We start from the raw sequence: 17,058 nt of genomic DNA, 5'->3' as shown, positions 1-17,058 counted from the left end.
ATGAAGAAATTCGCGGTATTTCTGGGTGCTTTGGCCTTGGGCAGCAGCGCAATGGCGATCGCGCAGGAAACGGCACCTTCGCCGAAGCCTGACCAGGAAGTCATCGTTGGCGGTGTTCGCTACTTTATGCCGATTTTCGTCGAAACAATTTCGAAAAAATGCGCCGGCTCGCTTGCTCCCGACGGCTATCTCGCGACCAACATGAACGCACTGACGGCCAAGTTCGCCGAAGGGGCAGAAGCAAATTGGCCGCATGCGCGGGCCTTGGTTGCCGCGATCGTGAACGATGGAAAGAACGGTCCGAGAGGCAGCAACGAGTTCGACGACCTGCCCGATGAGGTTATCAAGCCGATGATCGAGATCATGCTTCCCGAAAAGCTCGCTGAGGATATCGAGGAAAAGCACTGCGCCCCCATCGAAGAGGTCATGGAATCGCTCGACCCCTTGCCCGCAGATAACTTTGCGACCTTCGTCGGGACGGTTATCAAGCTGGCTTGGGACGACAAGGGCCGTAAACGCGAGAATACCGAGGGATGACCACTCCAGGCGAGCTTCTTCCGCATGAAATCGATGACCTCGCGGCCAAGGTCATCGAGGCCAACAGATCTGCGGGACGCAAGGTGGTGCTCGCCGAAAGCTGCACCGGCGGTCTCGTCTCGGCTGCCCTTACCGAAATTCCCGGTTCCTCTGCCGTGTTCGACCGTGGTTACGTGACCTATTCGAACGAGGCCAAGATGGAAGCACTCGATGTGCCGCTCGACATCATCGAAACCTTCGGCGCGGTGTCGATTGCCTGCGCCTGGGCCATGGCAAAAGGTGCCCTCGCCAAGAGTAAGGCGGATGTGGCCGTGGCGATCAGCGGTGTCGCAGGTCCGGATGGCGGCACCAAGCTCAAACCCGTAGGCACGGTGGTCTTCGCGCGCGTCGTACGCGGACAGGAGGGCGAACCGGAAGGCGAACTTAAGAAGTTCGAGCCGACGTCGCGCGCCGATATCCGGCGGCAGGCGACTGTCTGCGCACTCGAGCTGTTGCTGCCCTAGAGGTTGGCGGCGGCGTTCTCGCGGCCGTAGAGTTCGTCGGCGCGCTTTTCGAAAGCCTCGACCATTTTCCTGAAGGCCCGGTCGAAATACTGGCCGGCAAGCGCTTCGAAGACAGCGTTGCGGAAACTGAATTCGACGCAGAAGTCGATCTCGCACCCGCCGTCGGGAAGGCAGGTAAAGTTCCAGTTGTTGTCGAGGTCCTTCAATGGTCCGTCGATATAGGAGACCTCGATGCGCTCGGGCTTGCGTTTGATGACCTTGGAGGTGAATTTTTCGCGGATCGCTTTAAAACCGACCAGCATGTCTGCGGTCATTTCGGTCTCGCTGTCACTGCGGACCCGGGTTGCGACGACCCAGGGAAGGAACTTGGGATAGCTGTCCACGTCCGCAACGAGGTCAAACATCTGCTCGCAGCTATAGGGAAGCCGCCGTGTTTCGCGGATGCCGGGCATCAGGCGTTACGCCTCGCCTGCTCCTTCGCCAGCTTTTCTTCGCGGGCAGCTTTCATCACCGCGAAATCGTCACCTGCGTGATAGCTTGACCGCGTGAGCGGACTTGAGGCGACCTGCAGGAAGCCCTTGGCGCGCGCGATCGAACCATAGGCCGCGAAGGCCTTGGGCGTCACGAAATCCTCGACCTTGGCGTGCTTCGGCGTCGGCTGGAGATACTGACCCATGGTGATGAAATCGACATCGGCGCTGCGCATGTCGTCCATGACCTGGTGCACTTCGAGCCGCTGTTCACCGAGGCCGAGCATGATGCCCGACTTGGTGAAGATCAGCGGATCGTGTGCCTTCACTTCCTCGAGCAGGCGCAGCGAGGCGTAATAGCGCGCGCCCGGACGGATCGTGGGATAGAGACGCGGCACGGTCTCGAGGTTGTGGTTGTAGACGTCGGGACCCGCTTCGCAGATCTTCTCGACCGCGGCGCGCATCTTGCCGCGAAAATCGGGCGTGAGGATTTCGATGGTGGTCTCGGGCGTCTCGCGGCGGAGGGCCTTGATGACTTTCACGAACTGGTCGGCACCGCCATCGGGAAGATCGTCACGGTCGACGCTGGTGATGACGATGTGGTTGAGGCCCATCTGTCCTGCCGCAATGGCGACGTTTTCCGGCTCCATCGGATCGACCATGCGCGGCATGCCGGTCTTCACGTTGCAGAATGCACAAGCGCGGGTGCAGACATCGCCGAGGATCATCACCGTCGCGTGCTTCTTGTCCCAGCATTCGCCGATATTGGGGCAAGCCGCTTCCTCGCACACCGTGTTGAGCGAGAGATCGCGCATCAGCTTGCGTGTCTCGTGATAGCCCTTGCTGACCGGCGCCTTGACGCGAATCCAGTCGGGCTTGCGCTGCCGCTTGGGCTGTTCGCCTTCGGGCTTCGGAGGGGAGGAAAGGTCGTTCATCGCGCGGCCCATCTAGGCGCGAAGGACGCAAGTCGCAACCTCGCATCGCGATGACGCGCGTCGGCGATTCGAGGGCTTGCGTCCTTGTCCTTTTCGGGGCAGCAGCGGCGCCATGAAGACATTCGAACAGATGATCGACGGCTACCGCAACTTCCGTGCAGGCGACTGGCACGAGGAGCGCGAGCGCTGGGCAGAGCTTGCCGAGGGCCAATCGCCACAGGTCATGGTGATTTCCTGTTCGGACAGCCGAGTCGATCCGGCACAAATTCTCGATGTTGCCCCGGGCGAGATTTTCGTCGTGCGCAATGTCGCCGCTCTGGTTCCGCCCTTCGAGACCACGCCCGGTCGCCACGGTGTGTCGGCCGCGGTGGAGTTCGCCGTCCAATTCCTCAAGGTGAAGGAAATCCTGGTCATGGGTCACGGCCTGTGCGGCGGTTGCAAGGCTGCGCTAACGCAAGACCTCCATGGCAACGAGATCGGCGAAGGTGGCTTCGTTGCGCATTGGGTCGACATGCTCGACGAAGCGCGCGAGCCGATTGCTGCCCAGCTTGGTACCGATGGCCGCGAGGCGGAATTGGCGATGGAACTCGAGGCAGTGAAGGTCAGCCTCGCGAATCTGATGACCTTCCCCTACGTGGCGGATAAGGTCGAAAGCGGCGAGCTATCGCTGCACGGAGGGCATTTCGCCATCGCCGACGGAATTTTGCGGGTGCTTGACGAGACAAGCGGCGAGTTCAAACCGGCAGACTGACTTGCGCTCCTGACGCGCGCAGCCCATGTGAGCGCGCATGTCTGATAAAGAACTGAAAAACATCGCCCTGCTGATCGACGCGGACAACACCACGCCGCGCGGCATTGATCCCGTGCTGACCGTCATGGCCGAGCTGGGTCAGGTCAATATCAAGCGGGCCTACGGAAACTTCACCAAGAAGAACCTGTCCGGTTGGGACCAGTATAGCCACAAGTTCGGTATCCTGCCCTATCAGCAATTCGACATGACGACGGGCAAGAACGCCACCGACATGGCGATGACGATCGATGCGATCGACCTGCTCTATCAAGGTAAGGTGGACGGCTTCGGCATCATGAGCTCCGACAGCGATTTCACCCCCCTCGCTACGCGGCTGAGGCAGGATGGCCTGATCGTTTATGGCTTCGGAAGCAAAAGCAAGACACCGGAGGCCTTCAAGAGCGCCTGCACGCGGTTCATCGACATCGATGCCCTGATCGCAGGAGCATCCGATGATTCCACGCCTTCCAAGGATAAGAAATCCAAGGGCAACGGCCAGGTCGACGAAGAACTCGTCGAACTTCTGGGTACAGCCTGGAAGGCTGCCAACCGTGATGAAGATGGGTACGCCCAGCTGGGTGAAGTCGGCAGCCTGGCCGGCAACCGGTCAAGCTTCGATGTCCGAAATTACGGCTACAAGCGCCTTTCGGACCTCTTTCAGGCCATGGACCAATTCAAGGTCGAGCGCCGCGACAACACGCTTTACGTGAAGCGCCTGCGCTAAAGACAAGAACGGCGCGGTTCCCGAAGGAGCCGCGCCGTCTTGTTGTCCGAAATCCTCAGAGCTTACATCGCGCCCTTCTGAGCTGCGTGGATCGCCCAGAGGTTGGCGAGGTCACGACGCGCACCTTCGACCTTGCCGAAGGTTTCGACAGCTTCGGCGTACTTGCCCTGATCATACTGGGCGATGCCGAGACGGGTCAGAACCATCGGAGTTTCGACACCCGTCATGGTCAGCGCCTTGGTGTAGAACTCTTCCGCTTCGGCCGGCTGGTCGTAGCTGAGGAAGGTGTCACCGGCGACCACGAGGGTCTTGACGTCCGCGCTCGGCGAACGCGCTTCGCGTGCAAGGTTGGGCAGGTCGGCCTTGTCACCCGCGATACGGCCAGCAGCTTCGCTACGCGTCTCGATCAGGTAAGGATCGGTCTTGTCGGCAACGCCACTGGCGAAACCTTCGTCGATGACGGCAACGACTTCACCCGGATAACGGCGAGGGTCGAGGACCTCGACATATTCCGAAAGCACGCGCTGGTCGTTGTAGACACCGGTACGGCGCGAAAGGCGCAGCAGGTCGAGCACCTCGGGGTTCTGGTAGTTGTTGCCGTTGAGCGTGATGATAACGGCATCACCCCAGGCGACATCGGTCGGGTATGATTCAACGAGGAAAGCCGCGTACTTGATGGCGTCCCTGGTCAGGTTGTTTTCATACGCCTGTCCCAGTCCCTGGCGCACCCACATCTCGGGAACCACGCCGCCTTCAGCCTTGCGGGCCTCGATCAGGTCCGAAAGGTAGTTGAGGCCTTCGGCATAGTTGCCCTGATCGAAATACAGGTCCGAGATCAGCCAGCGCATGCGGTCGGGGCCGAACTGCTGGGTGCTGCCATCGGTCATAGTCGCGGTGAAGCTGTAGTTCGCAGCGATCGCGTTCTCGAGCGATGCGCGCGCGTTGGCGACATCGTTCATGTCCCGATAGGTCTGGTAAGCCGCGAAGGACAGCTGGCCCTGCGTTGCCGCATCCAGCTTGCCGCTCTCGATCATCATCGCGATGCCCTGCAGCTGCAGTTCGTCATCGCCCATGTCGTTGGCGAGGTTGAACATCAGGCCGCCGGCAGCATTCTTCTCATCATCAGACTTGACGGTCGCGAGCATAGCGGGAATGAGCGACTTCGCCTGGGCGTAGTCCGGCGCCTCTGCCTTCTGGATTTCGCTGATCGGCGTGTAGGCAGCGAGAAACTCCTTCGAGTACTCGGCCTTCTGTTCCTTTTCCTTCTTCTTTTTCTTGTCGCGCTGTGCATGGGCAGGCGCTTCGATTGCGGTCGCGGTCAGCATGCCACCTGCGGCAAGCGCGATGGCCATTGCGAGGGCGGACGTGGGGCGCGAAGCCCTGTTGAGACGGGTGAAAATCATTTATGAAGCTCCCAAGAGTGGATGGGGTAAAAAACGCATGAGACGTTCGAAAACGGCATAAACGGCGCCATTGCCGTGTCTGCGTTCTCATTGCAAATTCTTGTAGCCGAAAGCCGCTGAATGGCGATTGAATGCGGGTCTTTCCCGCGGTTCAGGCTTGGTAGCCGGAAAAGAGCCATCGACATGTGGAAAAAGCGCATGAAAGGGGCCTGTGGTTCCCGCTTCGAGTGGCGCGACACCTGCCTTTCGCCTAGGGTGCATCCCTTGAAAACCAGAAAACACCAACAGACGGGAATACCGCGTTTTGGCTGACGAAACCGACCTGATCGACACCCCTCCCCCCGGCGGCGAAGAACATACTCGCATCGACATCGTCGACGAGATGAAAACGAGCTATCTCGATTACGCGATGAGCGTGATCGTCAGCCGCGCGCTGCCCGATGTACGTGACGGCCTCAAGCCCGTTCACCGGCGTATTCTTTTCGCGAGTAACGAGGGCGGCTTCGTCGCCGGACGTCCGTTCCGCAAGAGCGCCAAGATCGTCGGTGACGTGATGGGTAACTACCATCCCCACGGCGACGCCGCGATTTACGATGCACTTGCCCGCATGACGCAGGACTGGTCGCTCCGTGTTCCGCTCATCGATGGTCAGGGTAACTTCGGTTCGATGGATCCCGATCCGCCGGCATCGATGCGTTACACCGAAGCGCGTCTTGCCCGCGTTGCGAACTCGCTGCTCGACGACCTCGACAAGGATACTGTCGATTTCGCCGACAACTATGACGGTTCGCGTCGTGAACCGACGGTCCTGCCTGCCCGCTTCCCTAACCTGCTGGTCAATGGTGCCGGCGGCATCGCGGTGGGTATGGCAACAAACATCCCGCCGCATAACCTGGGCGAAGTGATCGACGGTTGCTTCGCTTATATGGATAACCCGGCGATCACGAGCGAGGAATTGTTCGAGATCATCCCGGGGCCCGACTTCCCCACTGCGCCGCTGATCCTGGGCAAATCGGGTGCACGCGCCGCCTATACCACAGGTCGCGGCTCGATCCTGATGCGCGCCCGCCACGAGATCGAAGAGAGGCGCGGTGATCGCAAGTCGATCGTCCTGACCTCGATCCCGTTCCAGGTCGGCAAGAGCGGTCTCGTCGAAAAGATTGCCGAAGCGGCCAAGGACAAGCGGATCGAGGGAATTTCCGATATCCGCGACGAATCCAGTCGTCAGGGTGTCCGTGTCGTCGTCGATCTCAAGCGCGATGCCTCGCCAGAAGTCGTTCTCAACCAGATCTGGCGTTACACCCCCGCCCAGTCGAGCTTCCCGGCCAACATGCTGGCAATCAGCGGCGGGCGCCCCGAAGTCCTGACCCTGCGCGAATTCATCCAGGCCTTCATCACCTTCCGCGAGGAAGTGATCACCCGGCGCACCAAGTACGAGCTCAACAAGGCCCGCGACCGTGCGCATATCTTGCTCGGCCTCGTCGTAGCTGTTTCCAACCTCGACGAAGTGGTCGCCATGATCCGCAGCGCTCCGACGCCTTCAGAAGCACGCGCGCGCCTGCTCGCCAAGGAATGGCCGATCGGCGATATCGCGAAATATATCGCGCTCGTCGAAGCGATCGAGCCGAACGCGGAACAGGAAGGCGGCACCTACCGCCTGTCGGAACGGCAGGTGAAAGCCATTCTCGACCTGCGCCTGCACCGCCTCACGGCGCTCGGCCGCGACGAGATCGGTGACGAGCTGAAGGAGCTGTCGCTCTCGATCGAGGAATATCTCTCGATCCTCGCGGACCGGGTAAAGCTCTATGGCGTGATGCGCGGCGAGCTGGAAGAAATCCGCGCGGCCTATGCCACCCCTCGTGTCTCCGAAATTGCGCCCGCATGGGACGGTATCGAAGACGAGGACCTGATCGAGCGCGAGGAAATGGTCGTGACTGTCACCCATGGCGGTTACATCAAGCGCACTCCGCTCGACACTTTCCGCGCCCAGGCGCGCGGCGGCAAGGGCCGCAGCGGCATGGCGACGAAGGACGAAGATGCCGTCGTCGAAATGTTCGTAACTTCGACCCATAACCCGGTGTTGTTCTTCACCAATACGGGTCGCGTGTATCGCATGAAGGTATGGAAGCTGCCCGAAGGTGGCCCGCAGACCAAGGGCCGCCCGATGGTCAACCTCCTGCCGCTCGGCGACGATGAGCGGGTCACCAATGTCCTTGCCCTCCCCGAGGACGAGAACGAGTGGGCCAACCTCAACATCGTTTTCGCGACCGAACAGGGCATGGTGCGCCGCAACTCGATGGACGCATTCACGAATGTGCCCAGCAACGGCAAATACGCCATGGGTTTCGTGGAAGGCAGCGGCGACCGTCTGATCGGCGTCGAATTGCTGAACGAACAGCAGGAAATCTTCCTCGCGTCGGATTCCGGCAAGGCCATCCGCTTCTCGGCAACCGATGCGCGTGAGACCAAGAGCCGTACCGGCATCGGTGTTCGCGGCATGAAGCTGAAAGATGGCCAGAAGGTCGTTTCGATGGCGGTCCTCGATGCGGGCGAGCGCGATACCGAAGTCCGCGACGCATACCTGCGTGCCGCTGATTGGAAGAACAACGAAAACGAGCACACTCTCGATGCCGAGAAGGTCGCCGAAATGGAGGAAGGCGAGGAGTTCATCCTGACCCTCACCGCGAACGGCTACGGCAAGATTTCCTCGGCCTATGAATACCGGACCATCGGGCGTGGCGGCATGGGTCTCACCAACATCGGTGAGCCGTCGAGCAATCCCGACCGCAACGGTCCCGTCGTTGCCAGCTTCCCCGTGAAGCATGGTTCGCAGCTCATGCTCGTGACGGACCAGGCAAAGCTCATTCGCTTGCCGATCCACTTCCGCCATATGGTCGAAGGTGGGTTCGAAAACCACGAGGGCTATTCGATCTCCGGTCGCGGTTCTTCCGGTGTTCGTATCTTCAATGTGGCGAAGGGCGAACAGATCGTCGGCGCCGCATTGATCGACGAGACCGAAGAACCGGAGAACGAAGCCGAAGAGCTTGTTCAGGACGAAATCGCCGCGCGCGGTGGTCTCAATCAGACCACTCCGCACACCACGGCTCATTCGGACAAGAACATCGACGGCGAGCCCGGCGGATGACGCTGAGGGTCGAGCCTAGCGATCAGGCGTGCGGCGCACGCGTGACCGGGCTCGACCTTTCGCAAGCTATCTCGGCAGGACTGGCGGCAGAAATCCGCAAGGCCTGGCTGGAGAACAAGGTTCTGGCCTTTCCCGACCAGCACCTGGATGATGATGCGCTCGAGCGCTTCACCCTGTCCATGGGCGGGTTCGGTGAAGATCCGTTTTTCGCCCCCATCGCAGGTCGTCGGCACATTGCTGCAATCCTGCGGGAGGCGGAGGAGACCAGCCCGCTCTTTGCAGAGAACTGGCACAGCGACTGGAGTTTCCTCGAGCGCCCGCCTGCAGGCACCTGCCTGATAGCGATCGATATCCCTCCGCACGGCGGGGACACGCTGTTTGCAGATCAGCAAGCGGCCTTTGCGGCCCTTCCCGATCACCGCAAGGAAGAGCTTCGCCAACTCACGGCCATCCACAGCGCGCAACTCGCTTACGCCCCCGAAGGGACCTATGGCGAGAAGGACGAGGGACGCTCAATGGCGATCCGCCCGAGCGAAGCCGCCCGAGATTGCCGCACCCACCCCTTGATTAGCAAGCACCCCGAAACCGGGATCGAAGGCTTCTTTTCGACGCTCGGTTATATCATCGGGATCGAGGGCATGGAGCAGGCAGAGGCTATCGCCCTCCTATCGGAACTGGCTCAATGGCAGTCGCGTGACGAGTTCGTCTATCGCCACCAGTGGGCAGACGGCATGCTGGTCATGTGGGACAATCGTGCGGTCCTGCACAAGGCGACCGGCGGCTACGAAGGCCACAGGCGCGAGTTGCACAGGACCACGATTGCTGCCTGGAATGGCTAGCCGCGGCAGAATTCGCCGGGGTTGAACCACCTGGGTTGCAGACCGAACAGGCGGAAGACCGCAGCGAAGGTCTGCGTAAAGCCGAGACCATCGCTGTAATCCTCGTTCAATCCGGAATAGGAGCATTCGGACGCTCCGTTCGCGCCGCCCGGGACATAATTGCCATTACCGCCGACTTCGCCTGCCGAAAGCGGGGAAGCGGCCAGTACTGCTGCACCGGCGAGAGCGATTGCTACCTTTTTCATGATCATCTCCTTCGTGTGTTCAAAGAACGCGGCCCGAAGGATGGCTGGTGGCAGCGTAATTACACTAGTCAGCCGAGTTCGACAAATGTGCCCTGTGACGGATTGTCTGCACGACACCCGTCGCGATCAGGAATTGTCCGCCATAATACATCGGCCAGACCAGCCATTCGGCTATGTCGCGGGACAGGTGACCTGCCTCGCGCGCGAAGATGACAAGGTCGCTCACCACGAAAAGGATGGCGCCGATCCCGACGCGATACCTCGGGAAGCTGCTGGTCCAGGCCGATGCCCCCATCGCCCCCACGACCAGCGCGTAGATTGCCACAAGATGCCAGTTGTCCAGCGGATAGGTGAGCATCGCGGCAATCAATGGCGTTCCCACCAGGAGGGCGAAACCCGCCGCCTTCTGGCTTCCCGTTGTCCTTTCCCGGCGGTTACCCAGGTAGAGTGCTATGGCCACGAGATGGGCGACGGCAAACAGGGCGCCTCCCAACAGGAAGCTGAATTCCAGCACAACATCGGCTAGCGCGCAGAGAAGCAGGAAAACCGCGATCAGCAGGCCGTCACGCCCGACCCCGCGATGGGCTGCATAGATTGCGAGAAACCCGACCCCCGCCCCCTTCCAGATCGACAGGAAGGCACCGCCGACTTTTCCGTCCATCGCGAAGAAATAGGTCACCGCGAAAAGCAGGCTGAGCAGCAGATAAGGTCGGTGCTCGACAAGAGCGCGCTTGGGCATTTCGGATTTCCCTCCTGATCCGCTTCGCATTGCGCAATTGCGCCAGCGTTGCAAGCTGCCTGCCTCGGGACTAGATGGCGCCCCTAATGACACATGACATCCAGATCATCGGTGGCGGCCTTGCCGGAAGCGAGGCTGCTTGGCAGCTTGCGCGGCGCGGCTTCAAGGTCCGCCTGTCCGAAATGCGTGGCAGCGGCGAAACCACCCCTGCCCACCAGACCGACGGCTTGGCCGAACTCGTCTGCTCGAACAGTTTCCGTTCGGACGATAGCGACAAGAACGCCGTGGGCTTGCTGCACGATGAAATGCGGCGGCTGGACAGCATCGTTATGCGGGCGGGCGAAGTCGCGAGGGTTCCGGCCGGAAGCGCAATGGCCGTCGACCGCGATGTCTTCTCGGCCGAAGTTCAGCGAATGCTAGAAGAGCATCCGAACGTTACCGTGGTTCGCGAGAAGGTGGATGCCCTTCCCGCCTCCGGGCCCACCATCGTCGCCACCGGTCCGCTGACTGCCCAATCGCTTGCGGAAAGCATCGTGAGCGCGACCGGGCAGGACCGCCTTGCGTTTTTCGACGCCATTGCGCCCATCGTGCACCGCGACAGCATCGACATGTCGAAGTGCTGGATCCAGAGCCGCTGGAACAAGCGTACCGAGGCATCCAACGAAGACGGCGACTACATCAATTGCCCCATGACGAAGGAACAGTACCTCGCCTTCCACCAGGGATTGATGGACGGAGAGAAAACCGAGTTCCGCGAATGGGAAGCCGACACCCCCTATTTCGACGGCTGCATGCCGATCGAGGTGATGGCATCGCGTGGTGTCGAAACGCTTCGATACGGCCCGATGAAGGGGGTCGGTCTCGACAATCCCTACGACACGACCGAGGAACATCCACAGGGCCGCTGGCCCTATGCCGTCGTCCAGCTGCGGCAGGACAACAAGCTCGGCACGCTGTGGAACATGGTCGGCTTCCAGACGAAGCTGAAATACGCCGCGCAGATCGAGCTTTTCCGGACCATCCCGGGCTTGGAGAATGCCGAATTCGCGCGACTGGGCGGCCTGCACCGGAATACATTCATTAACTCGCCGCTCGTCCTCGATCGCCAGCTGCGTTTGCGCGGCGGCGAGCATATCCGCTTTGCCGGTCAGATCACCGGGTGCGAAGGCTATGTGGAGAGCTCGGCTGTCGGGCTGATGGCCGGCATGATGGCAGCCAGCGAACTGGCAGGTCGCGACTGGACAGCTCCGCCGCGCACCACCGCTTTCGGCGCCCTCCTCTCACACATCACTGGCGATGCCGAAGCCGACACGTTCCAGCCCATGAACGTCAATTTCGGCCTGTTCCCGCCGCTTCACGACGTGAAGAAGAAGCAGCGCAAGGAAGCCTATACCTCGCGCGCCAAGCAGGAATTCGGCGACTGGCTGGAGCAGCTCGAACCGGTGCCTGCCTGATCAGCAGGCGCAGCGCCGGGACTTGGATGGCTTGGGTTTCGTGGTGGCAAATTCGCCGGGCGAAAGCTCACGGTCGCCATTCGCATCCGCGCCTTCGAACTTTTCGACCGTAGTGACAGCCCACTCTTCGAAGGTGAGCAGGTTGTTACCGTCCTTGTCGAGCTTGCGGAAAGCGTCGCTACGTGTGGACAGCATCTCGCTGCGTGTAATGCGCCAGTCGCGATTGCGATCATAGCGGAAGAAACGACGCTGCTCCTTGGTTAGCTCGCTTGCTTCGGGTGGTGCCGGGCCTTCCATGTCGCCGGGATCCGTAATCGGCAGCGATGCCGGATCTGGTGCGTCCGCCGCAAGAGCAAGGACCGAGGGTGGCGGCGCTGCCGCTTCCACCTCGGCCGGCCCCTGCCACCAGAACATGCCGACCCCGGCAAAAAGCAGCGCGATAACGGCACCCAGAACGATACGGCTCATCGGCAAGTTCCCCTCTTGCTGGACGCAAGCAGTAGAACTAACTTCCTATTATTCCAAGCCTTAGCGCAGCGAAGGGACTGAAGCGATCGCCGAACAGCGGCTTTCCGCCTCTTAAAAGGGCCCGTCTGGACAGCCCCCCGATGACGGCGAGCGCACGCAAATCGCGCGGCAAGGACGGTAGCGAAGATGTTGTCTCAAGCCCTTGCTCAAGCGCTTGCGGTCCTTGCCCACCTGACAATTGTGCGAGCTCCGCATAGGCCCATGCAGCGCCGTGCGTTGCAGCCGGCGCTGCTGATTTCCCTTGGCCAGCCAGCGTCGCCAGTTTCGAGAACACCTCGCCGCGACCCTTGGCCAGAGCGCCGGGAGCGCCTGACGGATCCTCGTCCGACGGCAGCTGTGCTTCCCAGCCATCGATCAGGAGATTCAGCTGTTCGCCATCCTCGCCCCATGTCTGCGCAAGTGCGGCCAACAGCGGGTCGGGCGGATTGTTCTGATTACCGCTGGCAACCTTTGCGAGCTCTTCGCGCCACCAGGCCAATTTGAGCTGCCCCAGCGCGGGTTCGGTCGCGGTAAGGACAATTCTCGATAGCCGGCGGTCGAGCAACAGCGCATCGCGCAGCGGAGCACGCAACTTTTCGCCGGCATGGCTGAGTGCCAGGTCCTGCCAATCGGCCAGCCTCTCCTGATTGCCGTTATCCATGGTATCCCTGTTTTCTGCTGGCCTTGGCGTTCCTCAAGCGGTGGACGCTTTAAGGGTGGATGGAAACCCGAAGTTAACTCTTCACCGCCATGTTGTGGAAGGTTCTCCGTATTAATTGCGGAGGATACGACTGAGTTTACCTCGGGGGCAATATGGCACTGAAGCAGTTTTCCAAGATGATGCGTCGGCTCAAGGCCGATACCAGCGGCAATGCAATGCTGCTGGTAGCATTGGGCACGCCCGTCCTGTTCGGATCGGCAGGGCTTGGTGTCGATATGGCGCAGTACTACCTTTGGAAGCGTGAAGCGCAGTACGCGGTCGACCAGGGCGCCCTCGCCGGCGCATGGGCACGCGGAAACGGTGACACTGGTACCGCATACAAGACGCGCGCCCGGCAGGAATTCTACATCAACCTGTCGGCCACCAAGGACTACCTCCTGACCCACAACATCGAACTTGAGGATTGGGACGGCACGAACAACAACAGCGTCTACATGGAAGCGACCGTCTCGGCCCAGCTTCCTTTTACCAAGATCGTCATCGACGAGGGCATGACCATCGCCGTCGAAGCACAGGCGACCTGGGAAACGACCCAGCAGTTCACCGCCTGCCTCTACTCGCTCGATCCGAGCTCCTATCGCACGATGTGGTTCAACGGTGGTCCGACGGTTGACGCTGCATGCGGCGTCGGAGCACGGTCGACCCATTCCGAAGCGATTGTCACGAACGGCAGCAGTGGCCCCCAGAACATTAACTGGGTCGTAGCGGGTGGCGGCATCACCGACGGCATGGACGCCTTCGACAATGCCCTGATGGTCGAAAACTACGAGGATATGATCGATCCCTGGGAAGGACTGACCCCGCCTGATAACCCCACCCCGCGGACCGTAAGCTGCGGCGATGCGACGGCGAACTGGCAGGCCGACGAACGGCAGATCGACGCCATCACTTTCAAATACTATCGCGGGAAGAACAGGAACGAAGCAGAAGCTGCGGGCGAAATCGCGTATAACGGCGCGGGGTCGGAGTCGCCCTTCGACATCGAATTCGCCATCAACCAAGGTGCGCTGTTCACCGCCGAGCCGGTGGACTACACGCAGTCGCCAGTTAAGGACAATCTGACCCAGATTGCAGGTAGTGGCCCTGACAAGATCTATATCGAGCGCATCACGACGTCTCGTTTCAGTTACAGCAATAAGGTCCAGCTTTCCGGGAATAACGATCTGCAGCCGGGCACCTACACCAGCTTCGACATCGCTTGCGACGTCAACCTGGCTGGTGGTGTCTATGTGATCGATGGCGGCACCCTCAAGATCAACGGCGGCGTGAACATCACCGGCACCGGTGTTATGTTCGTCCTGAAGAACGGCGCATCCGTGGATATCAATGGCGGTGGCGGAGTTTACCTCACCCCGATGACCAAGACCGAACTGATCGCGGTTGGCGTGTCTGCCGATGATGCCGACAAAATGGAGAATATGCTGATCTTCGAAGATCCCAATTCTCCGGGTTCCACGGGAAGCAAGATCACCGGAAACGCTAACTTCGACCTCAACGGCGTCGTCTACATGCCGAACAGCGATTTGACGATGGCCGGCACCATGAGTGCATCGGCAGAATGCCTGATGGTCGCATCAAAGACGCTGCAGATCAGCGGTACCGCCGATCTCACGACCCTGTGCCCTGCCGGCAAGACCCATGACATCGTCGTCGGTGAAGGCCGGACCCGCGTGAGGCTCGTCCTGTGAGCGGTCTCCTTCGCAAACTCGGATCGTTCCGCGAGAACGAGGCTGGCTCGGTCGTCATCGAGACCGCGATCGTGGTGCCGGTGCTCGCGGTCATGGCTTTCGGCAGTTTCGAAGCGAGCCGTATCGTCTCGCGCCATAATGAATTGCAGGTCGCCGTGGCAGAAGCAGCTGCAATCGTGCTTGCAAGCACGCCCGACGAGCAGAGCGAAATCGATACCGTCGAACAGGTCATCGAAACCTCGACCGGCCTGCCTGCGGGTAAGGTGCGCCTCGAACTTCGCTACCGCTGCAATTCCGACGCTTCGCTCGTGACCGATATCACGCTGTGCCCGACCGGCGCCGTTATTTCCGAGTTTATTCATATCAATATCTGGGATACCTACGATCCGATCTGGAAGGATTTCGGGATCGGAGACACGGTTTCCTACGATATTCGTCGAAGGGTCCAGATCTCATGAGCGCCCTGCTGAAACAGCTCCGCCGTGACGACCAGGGTTCGACGATCATCGAATTCGCCCTGCTCGCACCTGTCATCATCGGCATGTTCATCGGCGTGATCCAGGTCGGGATCAGCATGCAGGCCTACAACTCCATGCGAGGCATCGCATCGGACACTGCGCGCTATGCGGTCGTTGAATATATGAACGAGCGAACCGTGACCGATGACGCGATCAAGACCAAGGCTCTCGATATCGCTAAATCGGCGCCATACAGCCTGCAGGATACCGTCCAGGTGACCGTCGTCCCCGTTGCTACGCCTCGCGTACACGGCACTTTCGAGAAGACGATCACGATCACCTACACGCCGCCCGACATCCTTCCGCTGGTGGATTTCGCCAGCAAGCAATTGACCTTCTCGCGGCCGATCTTCGTTATCGACGAATAGGATCGGGAAGCAGGAATAGAAAAAGGGCCGGGGCTGCGATTGCAACTCCGGCCCTTTTTTTAGCGTATGCCCGCGTCTCAGTCGCGGTAGCACACCTTCTTGACCGCCTTCACGATCTTCGGCGTATCGATCAGCGCGAGCTTCTCGAGGTTCGCTGCATAAGGCAGGGGCACGTCCTCGTCACACACGCGGGTGACCGGCGCATCGAGGTGGTCGAAACCTTCCTCCATGCAGATCGCGACGATTTCCGACGCGATCGAGCAAGTCGGCCAGCCTTCTTCGGCGATAACCATGCGGTTGGTCTTCTTGAGGCTTTCGAGCACCGCTTCTTTGTCGAGCGGACGCAAGGTGCGCAGGTCGATGACTTCTGCATCGATGCCTTCTTCGGCAAGCTGCTCCGCCGCTTCGAGCGCAAGGCCCACCGCGATCGAATAGGCAACGATGGTCACGTCCGAGCCTTCGCGCATGATCCGCGCCTTGCCGATCGGCAGGACATGGTCGTCGAGTTCGGGTAGTTCGAAGCTGCGACCGTAGACCAGTTCGTTCTCGAGGAAGACGACGGGGTCCTCGCACCGGATAGCGGCCTTCATAAGACCCTTGGCATCCGAAGCGTCGTACGGCGCGATCACGATCAGGCCGGGGACGCTGGCGTACCATGGACCGTAGTTCTGGCTGTGCTGCGCGCCGACGCGGCTTGCTGCAGCATTGGGGCCGCGGAACACGACCGGGCAGCGCATCTGGCCGCCCGACATGTAGTTCGTCTTGGCAGCCGAGTTGATGATGTGGTCGATCGCCTGCATGGCGAAGTTGAAGGTCATGAACTCGACGATCGGGCGAAGACCGCCCATCGCCGCGCCCGTACCGATGCCGGCAAAACCGTATTCGGTGATCGGCGTGTCGATCACGCGCTTGGGACCGAATTCGTCTAGCAGGCCCTGCGTGACCTTGTAGGCGCCCTGGTATTGGGCGACTTCCTCGCCCATCACGAAGACGCGTTCGTCGCGGCGCATTTCCTCGGCCATGCCGTCGCGAAGAGCTTCGCGGACGGTGACGGTGGCCATGTTGGTGCCGTGCGGGATTTCGGGGTCTTTCACGCCCGACTTCTTGGCCGGCTTGGCGATTTCCGCCTCGCTGCCCTCGCCCGAAGTGTCGGGACGGCCAACATCCTTGCCTTCTCCCGGAACGGGGTCTGCAGGAGCGGCGTCGGCCATGTTGGCAACGTCTTCACCCTCGCCCGCCAGCATGGCGATAACCGTGCCGACTGCAACGTTCTCGGTGCCTTCTGCGACAAGGATTTTTCCGAGCGTGCCTTCATCGACCGCCTCGAATTCCATCGTCGCCTTGTCGGTCTCGATCTCGGCGATGATGTCGCCGATCTCGATAGCGTCACCTTCCTGCTTCAGCCACTTGGCGAGCGTGCCCTCTTCCATGGTGGGGGACAGCGCGGGCATCTTGAGTTCGATAGCCATGGC

18 protein-coding genes are annotated in these 17,058 nt (G+C 60.7%); 10 read left to right on the top strand and 8 right to left on the bottom strand.

What is annotated here, in order from left to right; genetic code table 11:
• On the top strand, positions 1-537 hold the full coding sequence (locus K3136_RS01395; protein WP_221431151.1) for a hypothetical protein: 537 nt from the start codon (positions 1-3) through the stop codon (positions 535-537).
• Entirely contained in the window at positions 534-1,040 is a 507-nt protein-coding gene (locus K3136_RS01390; protein ID WP_221431150.1) for a CinA family protein, read from the top strand. The genes K3136_RS01395 and K3136_RS01390 overlap by 4 nt, the downstream gene beginning before the upstream one ends.
• Here the strand turns inward: K3136_RS01390 and K3136_RS01385 are convergent.
• Positions 1,037-1,492 (bottom strand): type II toxin-antitoxin system RatA family toxin, encoded by a 456-nt coding sequence (locus K3136_RS01385; RefSeq protein ID WP_221431149.1) that lies wholly within the window; start codon positions 1,490-1,492, stop codon positions 1,037-1,039. The genes K3136_RS01390 and K3136_RS01385 overlap by 4 nt on opposite strands.
• Positions 1,492-2,445, bottom strand: a complete 954-nt coding sequence (lipA, locus tag K3136_RS01380) for a lipoyl synthase (RefSeq protein ID WP_221431148.1) — start codon at positions 2,443-2,445, stop codon at positions 1,492-1,494. Before lipA ends, K3136_RS01385 begins: the two co-directional genes overlap by 1 nt.
• Before the next feature lie 112 nt (positions 2,446-2,557).
• Here lipA and K3136_RS01375 point away from each other — a divergent pair, with 112 nt between their 5' ends.
• The gene (locus K3136_RS01375) at positions 2,558-3,196 is read left to right on the top strand and encodes a carbonic anhydrase (protein WP_221431147.1); all 639 of its coding nucleotides are present in this window, start codon (positions 2,558-2,560) and stop codon (positions 3,194-3,196) included.
• 37 nt (positions 3,197-3,233) lie between these two features.
• Complete coding sequence (locus K3136_RS01370) at positions 3,234-3,959, top strand: NYN domain-containing protein (RefSeq protein WP_221431146.1); 726 nt, start codon at positions 3,234-3,236, stop codon at positions 3,957-3,959.
• Positions 3,960-4,021: 62 nt separating this feature from the next.
• Here K3136_RS01370 and K3136_RS01365 read toward each other — a convergent pair whose 3' ends face one another.
• Positions 4,022-5,362: a tetratricopeptide repeat protein gene (locus K3136_RS01365; RefSeq protein WP_221431145.1), complete on the bottom strand. Its 1,341-nt coding sequence runs from the start codon at positions 5,360-5,362 to the stop codon at positions 4,022-4,024.
• 304 nt (positions 5,363-5,666) lie between these two features.
• Between K3136_RS01365 and gyrA the strand changes: the two genes are divergently transcribed.
• A complete protein-coding gene (gyrA, locus tag K3136_RS01360) occupies positions 5,667-8,507 on the top strand; it encodes a DNA gyrase subunit A (RefSeq protein WP_221431144.1) in 2,841 nt (946 codons plus the stop codon).
• Entirely contained in the window at positions 8,504-9,346 is an 843-nt protein-coding gene (locus K3136_RS01355; RefSeq protein ID WP_221431143.1) for a TauD/TfdA dioxygenase family protein, read from the top strand. Before gyrA ends, K3136_RS01355 begins: the two co-directional genes overlap by 4 nt.
• Here the strand turns inward: K3136_RS01355 and K3136_RS01350 are convergent.
• Both K3136_RS01350 and K3136_RS01345 read right to left on the bottom strand, forming a co-directional pair.
• Complete coding sequence (locus K3136_RS01350) at positions 9,343-9,591, bottom strand: hypothetical protein (protein ID WP_221431142.1); 249 nt, start codon at positions 9,589-9,591, stop codon at positions 9,343-9,345. The genes K3136_RS01355 and K3136_RS01350 overlap by 4 nt on opposite strands.
• Positions 9,592-9,655: 64 nt before the next feature.
• A complete protein-coding gene (locus K3136_RS01345) occupies positions 9,656-10,330 on the bottom strand; it encodes a lysoplasmalogenase family protein (RefSeq protein ID WP_221431141.1) in 675 nt (224 codons plus the stop codon).
• Between the two features lie 86 nt (positions 10,331-10,416).
• On the opposite strand from K3136_RS01345, the gene trmFO reads away from it, so the two are divergent.
• Positions 10,417-11,784, top strand: a complete 1,368-nt coding sequence (gene trmFO, locus K3136_RS01340; RefSeq protein ID WP_221431140.1) for a methylenetetrahydrofolate--tRNA-(uracil(54)-C(5))-methyltransferase (FADH(2)-oxidizing) TrmFO — start codon at positions 10,417-10,419, stop codon at positions 11,782-11,784.
• Here the strand turns inward: trmFO and K3136_RS01335 are convergent, their stop codons facing one another.
• Together K3136_RS01335 and K3136_RS01330 are read right to left on the bottom strand one after the other, a co-directional pair.
• Positions 11,785-12,252, bottom strand: a complete 468-nt coding sequence (locus tag K3136_RS01335) for an EF-hand domain-containing protein (protein ID WP_221431139.1) — start codon at positions 12,250-12,252, stop codon at positions 11,785-11,787.
• A gap of 37 nt (positions 12,253-12,289) precedes the next feature.
• A complete protein-coding gene (locus K3136_RS01330; RefSeq protein ID WP_221431138.1) occupies positions 12,290-12,952 on the bottom strand; it encodes a squalene/phytoene synthase family protein in 663 nt (220 codons plus the stop codon).
• 152 nt (positions 12,953-13,104) lie between these two features.
• Between K3136_RS01330 and K3136_RS01325 the strand changes: the two genes are divergently transcribed.
• The 3 genes from K3136_RS01325 to K3136_RS01315 are packed head-to-tail and all read left to right on the top strand — an operon-like array spanning position 13,105 to position 15,586.
• Positions 13,105-14,700, top strand: coding sequence for a TadE/TadG family type IV pilus assembly protein (locus tag K3136_RS01325; RefSeq protein WP_221431137.1), 1,596 nt, complete (start codon positions 13,105-13,107; stop codon positions 14,698-14,700).
• Positions 14,697-15,158: a TadE/TadG family type IV pilus assembly protein gene (locus K3136_RS01320; protein WP_221431136.1), complete on the top strand. Its 462-nt coding sequence runs from the start codon at positions 14,697-14,699 to the stop codon at positions 15,156-15,158. Before K3136_RS01325 ends, K3136_RS01320 begins: the two co-directional genes overlap by 4 nt.
• Positions 15,155-15,586, top strand: a complete 432-nt coding sequence (locus tag K3136_RS01315) for a TadE/TadG family type IV pilus assembly protein (protein ID WP_221431135.1) — start codon at positions 15,155-15,157, stop codon at positions 15,584-15,586. Before K3136_RS01320 ends, K3136_RS01315 begins: the two co-directional genes overlap by 4 nt.
• A gap of 77 nt (positions 15,587-15,663) precedes the next feature.
• On the opposite strand, the gene K3136_RS01310 is transcribed toward K3136_RS01315, so the two are convergent.
• Complete coding sequence (locus K3136_RS01310; protein ID WP_221431134.1) at positions 15,664-17,055, bottom strand: pyruvate dehydrogenase complex E1 component subunit beta; 1,392 nt, start codon at positions 17,053-17,055, stop codon at positions 15,664-15,666.
• Positions 17,056-17,058 lie beyond the last annotated feature (3 nt).

This window comes from Qipengyuania gelatinilytica, assembly GCF_019711315.1.
In the GTDB taxonomy this organism is placed as follows: Bacteria; Pseudomonadota; Alphaproteobacteria; order Sphingomonadales; family Sphingomonadaceae; genus Qipengyuania; species Qipengyuania gelatinilytica.
The sequence above is the reverse complement of the archived record's forward strand: the minus strand, read 5'-3'. Positions and strand labels throughout refer to the sequence as shown.

Bases quoted from the DNA above. Each gene is read 5' to 3' on its own strand.
- K3136_RS01395 (WP_221431151.1), top strand. From the start codon at position 1: ATGAAGAAATTCGCGGTATTTCTGGGTGCTTTGGCCTTGGGCAGCAGC.
- K3136_RS01390 (WP_221431150.1), top strand. From the start codon at position 534: ATGACCACTCCAGGCGAGCTTCTTCCGCATGAAATCGATGACCTCGCG.
- K3136_RS01385 (WP_221431149.1), bottom strand. From the start codon at position 1,492: ATGCCCGGCATCCGCGAAACACGGCGGCTTCCCTATAGCTGCGAGCAG.
- lipA (WP_221431148.1), bottom strand. From the start codon at position 2,445: ATGAACGACCTTTCCTCCCCTCCGAAGCCCGAAGGCGAACAGCCCAAG.
- K3136_RS01375 (WP_221431147.1), top strand. From the start codon at position 2,558: ATGAAGACATTCGAACAGATGATCGACGGCTACCGCAACTTCCGTGCA.
- K3136_RS01370 (WP_221431146.1), top strand. From the start codon at position 3,234: ATGTCTGATAAAGAACTGAAAAACATCGCCCTGCTGATCGACGCGGAC.
- K3136_RS01365 (WP_221431145.1), bottom strand. From the start codon at position 5,362: ATGATTTTCACCCGTCTCAACAGGGCTTCGCGCCCCACGTCCGCCCTC.
- K3136_RS01355 (WP_221431143.1), top strand. From the start codon at position 8,504: ATGACGCTGAGGGTCGAGCCTAGCGATCAGGCGTGCGGCGCACGCGTG.
- K3136_RS01350 (WP_221431142.1), bottom strand. From the start codon at position 9,591: ATGAAAAAGGTAGCAATCGCTCTCGCCGGTGCAGCAGTACTGGCCGCT.
- K3136_RS01345 (WP_221431141.1), bottom strand. From the start codon at position 10,330: ATGCCCAAGCGCGCTCTTGTCGAGCACCGACCTTATCTGCTGCTCAGC.
- trmFO (WP_221431140.1), top strand. From the start codon at position 10,417: ATGACACATGACATCCAGATCATCGGTGGCGGCCTTGCCGGAAGCGAG.
- K3136_RS01335 (WP_221431139.1), bottom strand. From the start codon at position 12,252: ATGAGCCGTATCGTTCTGGGTGCCGTTATCGCGCTGCTTTTTGCCGGG.
- K3136_RS01330 (WP_221431138.1), bottom strand. From the start codon at position 12,952: ATGGATAACGGCAATCAGGAGAGGCTGGCCGATTGGCAGGACCTGGCA.
- K3136_RS01325 (WP_221431137.1), top strand. From the start codon at position 13,105: ATGGCACTGAAGCAGTTTTCCAAGATGATGCGTCGGCTCAAGGCCGAT.
- K3136_RS01315 (WP_221431135.1), top strand. From the start codon at position 15,155: ATGAGCGCCCTGCTGAAACAGCTCCGCCGTGACGACCAGGGTTCGACG.
- K3136_RS01310 (WP_221431134.1), bottom strand. From the start codon at position 17,055: ATGGCTATCGAACTCAAGATGCCCGCGCTGTCCCCCACCATGGAAGAG.